This is a genomic window from Symmachiella dynata (assembly GCF_007747995.1).
Lineage (GTDB): Bacteria > Planctomycetota > Planctomycetia > Planctomycetales > Planctomycetaceae > Symmachiella > Symmachiella dynata.
The window spans coordinates 6,353,879-6,368,233 of the sequence record NZ_CP036276.1 but is presented as its reverse complement, the minus strand read 5'-3'; the positions used below and the strand labels follow the sequence as shown (position 1 = coordinate 6,368,233).

11 protein-coding genes are annotated in these 14,355 nt (G+C 56.5%); 5 read left to right on the top strand and 6 right to left on the bottom strand.

From position 1 onward, the window contains the following. Nucleotides 1–50 precede the first annotated feature (50 nt). Entirely contained in the window at nucleotides 51–1,550 is a 1,500-nt protein-coding gene (locus Mal52_RS24200; RefSeq protein ID WP_145379086.1) for a UbiD family decarboxylase, read from the bottom strand. 335 nt (nucleotides 1,551–1,885) lie between these two features. On the opposite strand from Mal52_RS24200, the gene Mal52_RS24195 reads away from it, so the two are divergent. Then, nucleotides 1,886–3,250, top strand: a complete 1,365-nt coding sequence (locus Mal52_RS24195) for a right-handed parallel beta-helix repeat-containing protein (RefSeq protein ID WP_145379085.1) — start codon at nucleotides 1,886–1,888, stop codon at nucleotides 3,248–3,250. 360 nt (nucleotides 3,251–3,610) lie between these two features. Beyond that, complete coding sequence (fhcD, locus tag Mal52_RS24190; RefSeq protein WP_145379084.1) at nucleotides 3,611–4,522, top strand: formylmethanofuran--tetrahydromethanopterin N-formyltransferase; 912 nt, start codon at nucleotides 3,611–3,613, stop codon at nucleotides 4,520–4,522. A 155-nt stretch (nucleotides 4,523–4,677) separates the two neighbouring features. Here the strand turns inward: fhcD and Mal52_RS24180 are convergent, their stop codons facing one another. Further along, nucleotides 4,678–5,271, bottom strand: coding sequence for a PspA/IM30 family protein (locus Mal52_RS24180; RefSeq protein WP_145379083.1), 594 nt, complete (start codon nucleotides 5,269–5,271; stop codon nucleotides 4,678–4,680). A 339-nt stretch (nucleotides 5,272–5,610) separates the two neighbouring features. After that, the gene (locus Mal52_RS24175) at nucleotides 5,611–6,219 is read right to left on the bottom strand and encodes an RNA polymerase sigma factor (RefSeq protein ID WP_231962433.1); all 609 of its coding nucleotides are present in this window, start codon (nucleotides 6,217–6,219) and stop codon (nucleotides 5,611–5,613) included. Between the two features lie 202 nt (nucleotides 6,220–6,421). Between Mal52_RS24175 and Mal52_RS24170 the strand changes: the two genes are divergently transcribed. Next, nucleotides 6,422–7,642, top strand: coding sequence for a lactate racemase domain-containing protein (locus Mal52_RS24170; protein ID WP_145379082.1), 1,221 nt, complete (start codon nucleotides 6,422–6,424; stop codon nucleotides 7,640–7,642). Between the two features lie 39 nt (nucleotides 7,643–7,681). Beyond that, nucleotides 7,682–8,389 carry a bacillithiol biosynthesis deacetylase BshB1 gene (gene bshB1, locus Mal52_RS24165; protein WP_145379081.1) on the top strand — a complete coding sequence of 236 codons (708 nt, stop codon included), beginning with the start codon at nucleotides 7,682–7,684 and terminating at the stop codon, nucleotides 8,387–8,389. A gap of 25 nt (nucleotides 8,390–8,414) precedes the next feature. Here bshB1 and Mal52_RS24160 read toward each other — a convergent pair whose 3' ends face one another. The 3 genes from Mal52_RS24160 to Mal52_RS24150 all read right to left on the bottom strand — a co-directional run bounded on the left by Mal52_RS24160 (nucleotide 8,415) and on the right by Mal52_RS24150 (nucleotide 12,979). Continuing rightward, on the bottom strand, nucleotides 8,415–9,374 hold the full coding sequence (locus tag Mal52_RS24160) for an ornithine cyclodeaminase family protein (protein ID WP_145379080.1): 960 nt from the start codon (nucleotides 9,372–9,374) through the stop codon (nucleotides 8,415–8,417). A gap of 303 nt (nucleotides 9,375–9,677) precedes the next feature. Continuing rightward, complete coding sequence (gene xylB / locus Mal52_RS24155; RefSeq protein WP_145379079.1) at nucleotides 9,678–11,213, bottom strand: xylulokinase; 1,536 nt, start codon at nucleotides 11,211–11,213, stop codon at nucleotides 9,678–9,680. Between the two features lie 266 nt (nucleotides 11,214–11,479). Next, complete coding sequence (locus tag Mal52_RS24150; RefSeq protein WP_197534437.1) at nucleotides 11,480–12,979, bottom strand: TolC family protein; 1,500 nt, start codon at nucleotides 12,977–12,979, stop codon at nucleotides 11,480–11,482. 249 nt (nucleotides 12,980–13,228) lie between these two features. Between Mal52_RS24150 and Mal52_RS24145 the strand changes: the two genes are divergently transcribed. Further along, nucleotides 13,229–14,101 carry a carbon-nitrogen hydrolase family protein gene (locus Mal52_RS24145; protein ID WP_145379077.1) on the top strand — a complete coding sequence of 291 codons (873 nt, stop codon included), beginning with the start codon at nucleotides 13,229–13,231 and terminating at the stop codon, nucleotides 14,099–14,101. Nucleotides 14,102–14,355 lie beyond the last annotated feature (254 nt).

Below are 14,355 nucleotides of genomic sequence, written 5' to 3'. Positions count from 1 at the left end.
GGCCGTCGGCGGCAAACCCTTTGGGGGACTGTTGATAGGGTGGATTGTGCTTAGCTGTTTTGTGGCGGATTTTCGTCTTCTCGTGTGGGAATCTGGCCGATTTTGTACTCCGGCCAGCGACGTTCGATGAGGTCGACGATTTCTTGCGGCATGTCCAATTGCGACGGCCAGGGGCGTGATTGGGTCTCTTCGGGGAATTTGGTGGTTGCATCCAGGCCGATTTTGGCCCCGGTTCCGGCAATTGCGTTGGCATGGTCCAGGTAGTCGGCTGGGCCGCTGGTTTGAAAGACGTCCCGCGCGGGATCCAGGTTCGCGCCGACTTGAAACCAGACTTGCTCCTCATTGTGCAAATCAACGCCGGCATCGACCACCACCACCAGCTTGCTGTACATCAATTGGTTCAGACTCCAGATGCCGTTCATCACTTTGCGAGCCTGTTGCGGATAGGTTTTATTGATTGAGACGAAACAGATGTTCCGCCCTGCTCCGCTGCGGGGTAGGTGAAAATCCTCGATCTCGGGCAGGAACAATTTGATCAACGGCCGAAAAATGCGCTGGACGGCACGGTTCATCCAATACTCTTCACGTGGTGGTTGGCCGTACACCGTCGTGGGGAAGACCGGATTGGCGCGATGCGTGAGTGCGGTGAGCTGCAACAATGGTCGCGGCATGCGGGGCGAATAAAACCCGGTCCGACTGCCAAATTCGCTCCCCGGTTGCAGTTCCTGCAGAGCATCGATGTAGCCTTCGAGGACGATTTCCGCATGTGCGGGGGCCTGCAATTCCACACTGCGACAGGCAACGACCTCGATATTTTTGTCCCGCAAAAATCCGCCGAATACCAATGGGTCGCTATCAGCCGGCAGTGGCAGCGTGCAGATGAAATCTAGCAGTGGGTCGCCTCCCAGCGAAACCGCCACGGGGGTCTGCTTGCCAAGCTGGCAGGTTTTTCGGAAATTTTGAAAACCAACATCGTGCGGCGTCCAATGCACCAGTGCCGAGGTCGCTCCCCGGATCTCCAACGGCACGTTGCCGACATGCCGCGTCCCGGTCACGGGATCGACAGTATGAATCTGTCCGCGGGTAATAAACGGCGCTGTCTCTTTCGGTCGGCAGTGCAGTTGCGGTAGTTCTCCCAGATCGATGTCGCGGCCGACTTTGACCACCTGTTGGCTGATTGCCGTAGCAACGGTTTTGGGAGGCAGGTTTGTCAGTTGCGAAAACTGCGGCAATAATTTGAGCTTCTCCAACCAACCGTCGGGAAGTGCGGGTCGGATCAAGCCGGAGACGCGGTGAGCCACCTCTTCGACATCGGCAACCCCCAGAGCGCGGCACATCCGTTTTTCGCTGCCCAGCAGATTGACTGCTACCGGGAGCGCGGTCTGTTTGACGTTTTCGAAGAGGAGTGCCGGACCGCCATCCGCGGACTGTGTGATGCGGTCGGTGATTGCGGCGATTTCCAGAACAGGATCGACCTCAGCCGCCACGCGGATCAACTCGCCGGAATCGTGGAGGTCGGACAAAAAATCAGCGAGATGATCGTACGGCATAAGTATCGCTGCAAATTTATTTAGAGTGCGAAAGTCGAATCCTCTTGAACTGAAGTGGGGAGGATTATAGCAACTTCCCCACCCGTTGACTTGTGCTCGGCCCCCGGATTTCAGTTGAATGGCGACGGTGGAGTTACCTGCGAGCTGCCGCTCGAATCGACAACAGTCGTTTTTGGTGGGTTGCCTCTTACCTCCATGACGGCAGGCGGGAGCCTGCCCTACGGGTGCACTGTATTTTTTTGGTTGCTGCAACAGTGCTTCCGCTGGACTGCTGCAAACGTTCGCCGTTATGATTTTGAAAAGACCACTTAAACGATACTAGGAGTCCTCGACCCGTGCGAATTCGCTCATTGCTGCTGATAGCTGCTACGATTTCACTGATCTTTTCCGGAACGATCACGAACGCCTTTGCGGGCAAAGGTGCTAATACGAAGGCGATTGCCGAAGTCGCATCGGGGAAACGGACCACTGCCAACGCGGCTTGGTGGGGTTTTGATGCTGAGGATGCCACCGATACGTTGCAAGCTGCCATTGATTCGGGCGCCAAAAAGGTCATTGTCCCCTACATGGGGCAACCCTGGATTGTGCGTCCGATCAAGTTGCATGGAAATCTGGAGTTGGTGTTTCAGCCCGGTGTGTTAGTGTTGGCCAAGGCGGGAGAATTCCACGGCGGTGGAGACTCGTTGATCCGCGCTGAGGACGTATCGGACATCACCATTCGGGGGTACGGTGCGACGCTCCGCATGCGTAAGAAGGATTACCAACAGCCGCCTTATGAAAAAGCGGAATGGCGGATGGGTGTGCGTATTGTCGGCTGCCAGCGGGTCAATATTTTGGGACTGCGTGTTGAGAGTTCGGGCGGCGACGGAATTTATATCGGCTCCAGCGGGAAAAATCGTTGGTGCACGGATATTACGATTCGCGATTGCGTCTGTCACGACAACCACCGTCAAGGAATTAGTGTGATCAGTGCGGAAAACCTTTTGGTTGAAAATTGCATCCTCTCGGGGACGGATGGGACCGCTCCGGAAGCGGGGATCGATCTCGAACCGGATAGCCCGGATGAGCGGTTGATGAATTGCGTGGTCCGTAACTGTGTGATGGAGGACAACTCGGGGCATGGGATTTTGGTGTATCTCAAGCCGCTGACAGCGGAGTCGGAACCGGTCTCGGTGCGGTTTGAAAACTGTCTCACGCGGATGGGCAAACCGGGCATGACAGCGGATGATTTCACCGATCCCCAGATGCGCGGTTGGGCCGGCATGGCGGTTGGAACAGCGCGGGATGACGGGCCGCAAGGTCTGATCGAATTCATCAACTGCACCTCGGAAAATACCGGCAAAGAAGGCGCGAAGATCTTCGACAAATCGGCCAAGAGCGTGAAGGTCCGGTTTGTGGATTGCAACTGGCGAAACTCTTGGGTCGCACGGCACCAGGATTATGGTGGACCGCGGCCCGCCGTTTTCTTTCACCTACGACGGCCCGAAATCGTCACCGCCCCGGGTGGGGTCGAATTCGTCAACTGTCATCTGTACTACGACGCGATTGGCCCGGCTTTGGATTATGTCGATGATCACGGCGGGCATGATTTGCAGGACGTCACCGGGCAGATCACACTACACCGGCAACACAAAGTCCCCAACCAACTGGGGGACGAGGCAAATCGTGTTCAACTGCAGTTGATTGAAGTTGAAAAATAGCCACCGATGAACACGAATAAAACACGGAAAACGGATTAGCAAGAACTTCGCCCTCACCCTAGGGAACCGTTGGTGTTAAAACATGTCTGACGGATTGAGTTGTATAGTAAATCGCTTGTCGTGCGAAAACCCTCACCCCGGCCCTCTCCCAGAGGGAGAGGGAGAAGTTGTTGTCGGGTGCGTCGCGACGCACCTTTCTATGCAGGACGTTTGATTAACAATTAAAAAAGTGAGCGCGCGAAGCCGCAAAGTATCTGTATCGGACAGCTCTGTTTTTCCTTTGCGCCTCCGCGTCTTTGCGCGAGACTTTTTCTTTTCATTGAACAAGAATTCTCTGACAAAACCTGGAACGATTTCACAATGACGACGACCGCTGAGCTAACTTTGAATGGCGTTTCCATTGTGGATACGTTTGCCGAGGCGTTTCCGACGATGGCGGCGCGGGTGATCGTAACGGCTGCCAATGCCCATTGGGCTGATGTGGCTGGCACGGTGATGACCGGCTATGCGACCAGCGTGATTGCCTGCGACGCCGAAGCTGCGGTCGAAAGCGTGCTTGCGGCCGATGAAACGCCCGATGGGCGGCCGGGGGTGAGCGTGTTGGTTTTTGCCTTCAATCGCGATGCTTTGGCCAAGGCCGTTGTGGGACGTGTCGGGCAATGCGTGCTAACGTGCCCGACGACTGCTTGTTACAACGGCCTGTTGGATACACCAACGGACAAACAGTTCTCCGTCGGCGGGCAATTGCGTTTTTTCGGCGACTCGTTTCAACAATCTAAAAAAATCGGCACGCAACGGCTTTGGCGGATCCCGGTGATGGATGGCGAATTTGTTTGCGAAGATCGTTTTGGATCGCTCAAGGGGGTCGCGGGCGGCAATCTCATTATCGCGGGACGTTCTCCCCAAGCCGCCTTGTCCGCATCCGAAGCGGCGGTGACTGCGATTCGTGAAATCCCCAACGTGATCCTGCCGTTTCCCGGCGGGATTGTCCGTAGCGGCAGTAAGGTTGGGTCGCGCTATAAAAAACTCAACGCCAGCACGAACGATGCCTATTGCCCGACACTGCGCGGCATGACTGACTTGGCGATTCCCGAAACCGTGGAAGCGGTCTATGAAATCGTCATTGATGGCTTAGCGGCCGACGATGTTCAGGCAGCCATGCGCGCGGGCTTGCACGCCGCTTGCAGTGTGGAAGAAATCGAAATGGTGACGGCCGGAAACTACGGCGGAAAACTTGGCCCGCACCATTTTCATCTGAAGGAACTGCTGTAACCATTCGTTGTTTGAGACGAATCCGCGCGGGTGCCACTGGCGGCTCGTCCGTCAGTGCGCACGTGGAGCGACGTCCCTAGGCAAGGAAAACCCAGCCTGATACGGCACTGGCGGACAAGCCGCCAGTGGCACCCGGCGCGCCTGTTGCTGTCGTGCTAATCCTTTTGTTCCAATTCGCGGCGCAGGGCGGCGAGTTCGTCTTCGATGACGGGATCGCGTCCGGTGGGAACCTCGTTGGATTCGTTGTCATCCGGTTCTGCGCCGAGGACTTGGGTGTCGTTGAGCAGATTGTCAACGGTGTCGTTGGCTGACGATGCGTTGGATTGGCTCAAGATTTGTTCTTGCAGCCGCCGCGCTTCGGCAAGTCGTGCTTCTAGGGCGCGGCGGGTGGTTTCTAATTGCTCGCTAGTGGAGACAGCGGCGGTGTGTTGCTGCTGCAGCCCAGCAATCAAGTCTTCGACTTCCCGTTTTCGCATCAGCGCACGTCGTGCTGCTTCCTCGTGGCCGGCTGACAGTTCCTCGCGGGCTTTGTCCTGCCAATGTGCGATGTGTCGGCGGTGTTCGTCGATTTCTGATTGAATCCGCTGTTGGTTCGAGGTCGCGGTCGCGACGCTACGATTGGCGCCGGCAACACCCGCTTCCATTTCGCGGAGGATACTCAAGATGGCCGCTTGCGGGTCGGCCTCTCGATCAAGCAGTTCGTTCAAATTACAGGTGACTATGTCACTGAGCCGGCTGAAATAGGTCATCGCCGCTACTCCGATTCCTTCATAACGCGTTTCAAAATCATCCGCTGTTGGGTTGTGTTGATTCTGGTGAATTCCCCAGACCGTGCACAACCGAATTTTGAAACGGGTTCTCGTGGGCCGTTAAAAAAAGTCCCGATGCTTCGCTGGTGCGTCGAGAGCATCCCTTGGTAACGTCAAATCGCTGAAACTGGTTCACTCCTCAGCTCAGATTCCATCGATTTTTAATGGAATCCTCCCTTCGCCCGGTGGGCGATGCCGTCTGTGATCATTCTAGGCTGTGCGTGTTGTTTTTTGTCATCACATTTTTTTGAGATTTCGCTAAACGATAACTGTCGATCATCAATAGTCCTCGGCCGGGCCGCGCACGCCGCGGGAGAGTAATTTTTCTTGGAGTTTTTCACGTGCCAACCGCAACCGGCTTTTGGCGGTCGAGGTCGTCGTCTCCGTGGCATCGGCCACTTCTGAGAGCGTCAAACCAGCGTAGTGATGCATGACAAAGGTCGTTCGCTGCAATTCGGGCAATTGTTGCAGCAAATTGTCGACGATTTGTGCCAATTCCTTCACGTGTGTCTGATCTTCAGGAGAAACAACCTCACCCACCAGCCGCGCCAGAGCGTTGTCGTCTTCGTCGCGGGACTGCACCGCGCGAATCAGTGCGTCGTGTGACTGTCGGCGAATGCTGTCGATCATCAAGTTGCGGGCGATGCGATACATCCACCCGCGAAACCGTCCCATGGGAAGGTAATCCCACGATTGATTGTAGACTCGCAGTAGGGTTTCTTGCGTCAAATCTTCGGACATTTGCCGGTCGCGCGTATTCCGGAAGAAAAAACCAATCAGCGGTGCTTGGTAACAGTCGACCAGCTCTTCAAAGGCGCAGGAATTCCCGGCCTGAATCTCGATCATCAGGCGATCGTCGTTGTTGGTGACTGGTTCCGGCTCCGGCACGGCTTTCTTCTCGCGCTGCAACTTAGCTGCTGAATTTCTCGGACTGGTCTCTCGACCGCCGCAGACGCCGCCCCAGTTGACGTCTCGGTACTTCCCACTATAGTGACGCCAGCGTCGGATGTCACTAATACGTTCCCGTAAGTTGCGTCCTCTGCCTGATGGGTATGAGGCATTTTGAGGATTATTCGGCGAGTTTTTTACTGTGTCCATTTCACTGCACTACGGCCAACGCCGCGTTTATGAATGTGATTGCGATCCGTCGCAACTCCAAGCGCAATTAGCGCTTCCGCATCCTACGGCTGATTTCGACGCGGATCTCAAGACCGCTTTCGAGCAGCCGCTCGATTTTCCTCCACTGTCGCAGTGCGTCGTGCCCGGCGACAAAGTGGTACTGGCTGTCGACCATCACACTCCGCGGGCGGCGGAGATTGTCGCTGGTGTCTGCGAGATTCTCATCGCTTGCGGCATCGAACCGGGCGATGTGACGATTTTGCAGCCTGCCTCATCAGGCAATGGTTTATTGATCGATCCCCGCAGTCGGTTGGCCGATACGATCCAAGCGCAAGTCGAATGGGAAATCCACGACCCGGCCGATGAAAACCAGAATGCGTATGTCGCCACGACGGCGGGAGGCCAGCGGATTTATCTTTCCCGCAATTTGGTCGAAGCCGATTTTGTGCTGAGCATCGGTCAAATCACCTTCGATCCGGTCATGGGATATCGCGGAACCAATAGCGTGTTCTATCCAGGGCTCTCCTCGGCCGATGCATTTGGCCGTGCGCAGGGACAGGGGCACAGCGAACTCGGTCCCGATGAAGAACGCCCCTTTCGGCAACTTGTCGATGAAGTTGCTTGGTTGCTCGGCACGCAGGTCAGTGTGCAGGTGATCGCTGCCGGGCGTGGCGAAGTCTTGACCGTGTTGAGCGGAGCCAACGAGTCGGTGTTGCGACGCGGCATTTCATTGTTGGGTGATCATTGGCGGCTGCAAGTCGATGAACGTGCCGAGGTCGTGGTGGCGGCCGTTAGCGCGGATGCGGGAGGACATAGCTGGGATCAAGTCGGAACAGCAGTGGCCAATGCCCGTCGGCTGGTCACGCGGGGCGGCCGGATTGTGATCCTTTCGGAATTGTCCGCCGAGCCGGGCGATGGCATGCAGCTGATCCGTGGCAGTGACGAACCTCGCGATGCGATTCAACCGCTCTGTGATTTGTCTCCACCAGACCTCATTCCAGCCCTGCAATTGGCTGATGCCCTCGGCTGGGCGGAGGTGCATCTGTTGAGCAACGTCCGTGACAGTATCGTCTTGGAATTGCATATGCAGCCGTTGGCCAGTGAGAGTGCTGTTGATGCGATCGTTGCCGAGGCGGCATCCTGTATTTTTCTGGATGGGGCGCAACACGCGTACGGGAACGTGCGGTCTTAATACATCCGTCTGGATTTCTTCGAACATGGCGAGAGACTCATGACTGATCCGGAAACCCCGCTCGATCTGCTTGTCGTTGCTCCGCACCCCGATGATGCGGAAATCAGTGTCGGCGGCACCATCCTGCTCAGTCGGCAACAGGGACTGCGGGTCGGTGTTGTGGAACTGACCAGCGGAGAACCGACGCCGCACGGCACACCGGCAATTCGCCAACGCGAAACTGCCGCTGCTACAGAAGTGCTGGGGCTCGATTTTCGCGAAAACCTGGGACTCCCCAACCGCAGCCTAGAACATACCTTGCAAGCGCGGCGGGCATTGGCCGGCGTGTTTCGGCGGACACGTCCGCAAACGATCTTGGCTCCGTACTGGGATGATGCACACCCCGATCATGTTGTGGCGAGTGCGCTCTGTGATGCGGCTCGGTTCTGGTCGAAACTCTCGCGGACCGATCTGCCGGCCGAGCCATTTTGGCCACCGCGCATCCTCTATTTTTGGAGCATCCATCTGCGGATCCACCCGAAGCCATCGCTGGTGCTCGATATCAGTGAGCACATCGAGACCAAAATGGAATCGATTCGTTGTTACGAAAGCCAAGTCATTACTGACAGGTCCACGGAGTTCCCCACGATTCTTGACGACATTCGAGATCGCGCGCGGTATTGGGGTTGGACCATCGGCAAGGGATACGGTGAGCCGTTTGCCAGCCGTGAGGAAATTGGGCTGGGCAGTCTGGAATCGCTGATTTGAATCTCACGGCATGACCGCGGCCGCATTAAAACGGCAGTGGTTTCCCGATCCGCTCTTTGGTCGCCAAGTCCACGAGTTTTGCCGCTAAGGCGACATCCTCAATTGCTAGGCCAGTCGATTTGAACAGCGTGACGCTATCTTTTTGCGGACGGCCCGTGTTGCGACCCGTAACGATTGCTGACAGTTCGTGCATCAGCGGCCAATCGATTGCGTGTTCGGTCAGTGCTGCAGAGAAATCACCCGCTTCCAATTGGCATTGGGCAATGCTGTCACAAGCAATGACATCGGCGCGGCGAACCGTGGTGACGTCGATTTCCGCTTTCTGCAAAAAATTCGAACCGACGACATTGAGATGCGTCCCTTCATCCAGGACGCGGCCATCGAACACCGGAGCGGAGCTGCCGGTGGCGGTAATCACAATATCCTTCTCCGTCGCAGCCGTGTCGGGCGCATGGACCGGTTCGACTTCGGTGTTGCACAATTCAGACATCTCGTCAGCGAACCGGCGGCGGTTTTCGTCGTTGCGGCTGTAGACCTCGACATAATTAATCTTGCGGGTTTCGCAGACTGCTTTTAATTGGGTGCGGGCCTGTTTGCCGGTGCCAAAAACACCCACAACTTTAGAATCAGGCCGCGCCATGTAATCGGTGGCGACACCGCTGGCGGCGCCGGTGCGGAGTTGGCCGAGATAATCGGCCTCGATCAGCGCGATCAGTTTGCCAGTTTCGATGGAATACAGGCCGACGAGAAATTCGACATACCCGGGCCGGCTAGAGTAGTTTTTCCAGCCGGAGACCCCCAGATAGTCGGCCGTGGCTGACATGGTATGCAAAAAGAACGGGCCGGGTGCGAAGGCTCGTGCACGCGGAACGTTCTCTGCGGTTCCTTCGGCAAGAGCGACAAACGCCTGTTCCACGACTTCGATGGCCGTTTCCATATCCAATAGGTCGCGAACCTCGTCTTCAGTAATGAACAGTGCAGCCATGCCATCTCTTTCATTCGTGTGGGATGCGATACTGCGAGCTTCAGTCATTCTAGCGGCGAGGACAGACAGGGGCGCTCGTAAATCGCTGAAAAATGAGAAATCCTGCGAACAGATGCGAGCGGTTGATTCAAGAATTCGCCATGCTGAACACGCTCGGCTCGTTGAAATACTGTTTAACATCCTAAAGTTGGGTGCCACTGCTGGCTTGCCCAGCAGTGTATTGCCGGTCACAAATTCTGCACTGGCGGACAAGCCGCCAGTGGCACCCATCATGACCATCGGCACCCATTTTTCGATGGGCTACTATGATTCGACCAACTCGGCGATGGCTGCGTAGTCCGTCTTGAGGGATTGATACAACTTGCCGTACAGGGGATAGGCGCGGTTGTAGGCGGCTTTGGTTTTGCGGTCGGGAGTGGTACGACTGGTCGTGTCGATGGCTGCCGCACACGCCTCGACAACGTCTTTATAGGCGCCTGTTCCGGCTGCGGCGAGCAAGGCGACGCCGTAAGCGGGGCCTTCTTCGGCGTTGATGGTCATGACTGGCTTGCCATAAATGTCCGCTTGCATTTGCCGCCAAAAGGGGCTGCGGGCGCCGCCGCCGGAGAGACGGATTTCGCGGACGGGGATTTTCATACCCTCGATGATTTCCAAGCAATCCCGCATGGCGTACGTTGCCCCTTCCATCACCGAGCGAATCAAATGCGGTTTGCCGTGCCGCAGTGATAACCCAATCCAAGCGCCGCGCGCATGGGGGTCCGCATGCGGTGTCCGTTCGCCGGTTAGGTAGGGGAGAAAATACAACCCTTCACAGCCCGCCGGAGCTTCGGACGCTTCGGCAGTTAACAATTCGTAAGGATCAACTTTTTGGCGACGGGCGGCTTTCACTTCGGCGGCGCCCAATTGATTTCGATACCACTGAAAACTGCCTCCTGCCGACAAGACGACCCCCATCACATGCCACTTGTCGCGGACCGCATGACAAAATGTATGCACGCGGCCTTGGGGGTCGATCTGCACTTCGTCGCTGTGCGCGAAGACAACGCCGCTGGTGCCCATCGTGGCGGAAATCACACCGCGGCGGACGATGCCGTTGCCGATCGCACCGGCCGCTTGATCTCCTCCGCCTCCCACCACCGGTACGCCGGCGGCCAGGCCCATTTGTTTGGCAGCGATCGGCGAAAGCTTGCCGCTGACTTCTTCGGATTCATAAACCGGCGGCAGCAATTCTGGGTCAATGTCCAGTTTTTTGAGCAGCGGTTTGCACCACCGTCGACGTTTGACATCCAATAACAACGTTCCCGATGCGTCGCTGACTTCCGTGGCAAATTCACCGGTGAGCCGGAACCGAACGTAGTCCTTAGGCAATAGAATCTTCGCCGTACGAGCATAGTTGCGCGGTTCGTGTTCGCGGAGCCAAAGGATCTTGGGAGCCGTGAATCCGGTCAGCGCCGGGTTGGCAACCATGTTGATCAGTTTTTTGCGTCCACCGGCCTTGGCTTCGATCTCGGCACATTGAGCAGCGGTTCGCTGGTCGTTCCATAACAGCGCCGGGCGGATGACGTTGTGGTCGCGGTCTAAAAAGACGCTGCCGTGCATTTGTCCGCTCAAGCCGATCCCAGCGACATCGGCCGGTTTGATCTTTCCAGCTTTCAGAACCTGTTTGACAGTGCGGACGGCAGCTTGCCACCAATCGGCCGGGTCTTGTTCGGACCATCCCGGTTTGGGGCTGTCGAGGGGATACTCAGCTGTGGCGGATGCGACGATCTGTCCGTCTTCTCGAATAGCCAACGTCTTCGTGCCGCTGGTGCCCACGTCGATGCCCAGATAAATTCCCATCGCTGTGAATCCTTGTTGCGAAATGTGACGGTCAATGAATGGAATGGTCTGCCCATTGGTTGTTTGTCGTGTGGCCAATCGTCAATGCTGAGCGAAACCTTCCGATGGATTCGCGCGCGCCACCACATTCAACAGGGGATTTGTGGATGCACGCCCTCAGCAAGCTGCCGCGAGCGATTCTGCAGCATCGGCGGCGAATTGTCCAGCAAGAACACGGCAGTCAGGCCAATGGCCACAACGATGCCGAGGAAGGCGACAATCTCTAATCACGGCAACATCATCGGAAACAGCCCCACGGGGTAGTCCGTATTGATGTCGGGCGGCGTGACTTCGGAGGCGATTTCACCGGGCGCCCCGAGACCTTCGGAAATCAGCAATCCCTGCAGGCGGACAACGCTCAACCATAAGGCCGTTTGCACCTGCACCGCTGCGAGACTTTGGCGGAAATAGGTTCGCTGCGCGGTGAGCAATTGCAAATAATCGAGTTGTCCTTCTTTGTAGCCACGGCTCACCAGATCGAGATTCTGTTTGGCCTTAGGCAGGATTTGATCGCGGTAACTCTCCATCTGAATCCGCGTGTTCTGGTAGCTTTGAAACGCAGTAGCGAGACGGTCGCGCAGATCCAATCGCAGGCGTTCAATTTCGCGGCACGCGCGAATGTGCTCCGCGTGGGCGGCGGTGATATTGCCTTGATTGCGGTTGTGGATCGGGATTGGAAAACCGACTTGGATGTTGACGATGGTATAATCCGTGGCAAAATCTTGTGCGATACCGAGTTGAGCATCCATGTTGGGAGTCGGTTCAACTTCGGCACGCTGGATCGCCCACCGTGCGCGATGCACATTATAATACGCCGCCTGCAATTCCGGGCTGTTTTCTGTCAACCAGTTCCAGACCGAATCGTATTCCAGATCCGGCGGCGTTTGATCGAGACTGCCAACGAGGTTCTCCGGTTGCAATTCCGGGGAACCGACGGCCAACGACAAACGTTTCAGCGAGGTTTGACGCACGACGCGCGAAGTATTGACCAGATTCAAATTGCTCTGGGCTTCGATCTCAGCTTGCAGCACCTGCGAATAGGTCCCCTCCCCTGCGTTCTCCAAACTACCCGCAATTTCTGCGGCCTGTTGCGCCAGCTTTTGTAAGTCCAGCGCGAGTTCCAACGTTTTATGCGCGCCGAGTGATTCGTAAAATCGGCGGCGGACGGTATTGATGACGCGATGTTGCTGCGTTTCCCGCTTCCAACGGGCTTGTTCAACAGCACTGCCTGCGACGGCACGATTCAATTCTAACTTCCCGCCGCGGACAAATTCCTGCCCGATGAACAAACCTTGTTGGCCACCGTATCCATCATTGCCGACTTCCGCTGCTTGGTAACCCATAATCGGATTGGGCCGCAGCCCGACCTGTTCGCGCACGCCATTGAGTCGCATGATCTCGGCGGCCGCTTGCTGTAATGTCGGATTGGTCGTCAGCGCCAACTCTTCCAATTCCGACAGCGAATAGGCGATTCCCGGCTCGGGTTGGATCGCCTCCGGCTGAGCCGGTTTTATCGTGGACATGCCGGCTTCGGAAAAATCGATAAACAAATCCGCGTTGGAAAGATGGACCACTCCCGAATCATCCGCCCGTGCAGCATCGATTTGACCGGGCAGCGGTTCCTCGGCTTGTGCGTTTCGTTCGCCTGCTGGCAACGCCATTATCAACGGAGCAGCGGTGAGGAGACTGAGCGCAAAGCGGCGCAGGCGCTGGTAGGGTCGTTCCATGGAATTCATCCCTGGGGAGAGGACGAGAGACTGCGGGGGAGTTTGGGTCATTTTGTAATCGCGCACGGCTGGGACCGTGCGGATAACGTTTATATCGACGGTAACAGTCATTGGGATTGAATGTTTCCTGAGGGCGGCTGGGCATCTCACAGCCGAGGTTGGCCAGAGCGGCGACGATTGTTGATCTTTGGGCTGCCAAATGGTACAGACCCTGTTCACTCTCAAAACACATGCTGTGGAGTCGGGACTATGAAAATTGCCGGTGTGCAGATGGATGTCGCATTGGGACAACCCGCGGCGAATCTTGCTAAAATCATCTCAAAATTGACAGAAACCGCGGCCGCCGGCGCGACGCTAACCGTGTTTCCTGAATGTGTATTGACGGGATATTGTTTCGACAGTCGCGAGGAAGCGCTCGAACATGCCGAGACGATTCCTGGCCCGTCGACACAACGTCTCGCCGAAGCGTGTGCCGCGACCAACAGTTTTGCTGTCGTCGGCATGTTGGAAGCGGCAGGCGACAGTCTCTACAACGCCGCCGTCTTGGTGGGACCCGCAGGGGTCTTGGGAAGTTACCGCAAAGTACACTTGCCGTTTCTGGGCATCGACCGGTTCACCAGCTATGGCGATCGTCCATTCGCCGTCCACGCTGCCGACGGATTGAACGTTGGCATGAATATCTGCTACGACGCCTCCTTTCCCGAAGCGGCGCGCTGCTTGGCATTGCAGGGGGCGGATTTGATCGCCTTGCCGACCAATTGGCCTCCCGGTTCCGAGTGTGCCGCTGCCAGCGCGATCAACACGCGGGCAATGGAGAACGGCGTGTATTATATCGCTGTGAACCGTGTCGGTGAGGAAAATGGGTTTCCGTTTATCGGACACAGTCGCATCGCCGACCCGACCGGAGCCACATTAGCAACTTTGCCCCACGACAACGAAGCGATTCTCTACGCCGAAATCGACCTGTCCCGCGTGCGGAATAAACATTATGTTCGAGTGCCCGGCAAACATGAAATTGACCGTTTCGCAGACCGTCGCCCGCATCTCTACGGCCCGGTCATTGAGCCGCATGGACTCATGCCGCCGGGACGAACAGACAGTGACAGTGAATTGGCAAATTGAACGGAGCAGCAACATGAAATCCGCACTTAGCTTTGGGAGAATCAAACGCCCGTTTGTGGCTGCCGTGACGGGTGACATCAAGCGGTTATAGTCGACTGATACTGAAGCTGCGCATTGGACGCCGACTACTGGATTGTTGTAGGATAGGGGGAGCACAATTCAACGTCCTTTGACGATAGCGGTCACAATGCTCCGTTTTTAGTTCGCGAACTTGTCTCACAGTAAAAACCGTCGCTCATCCAAAGAATCATTTC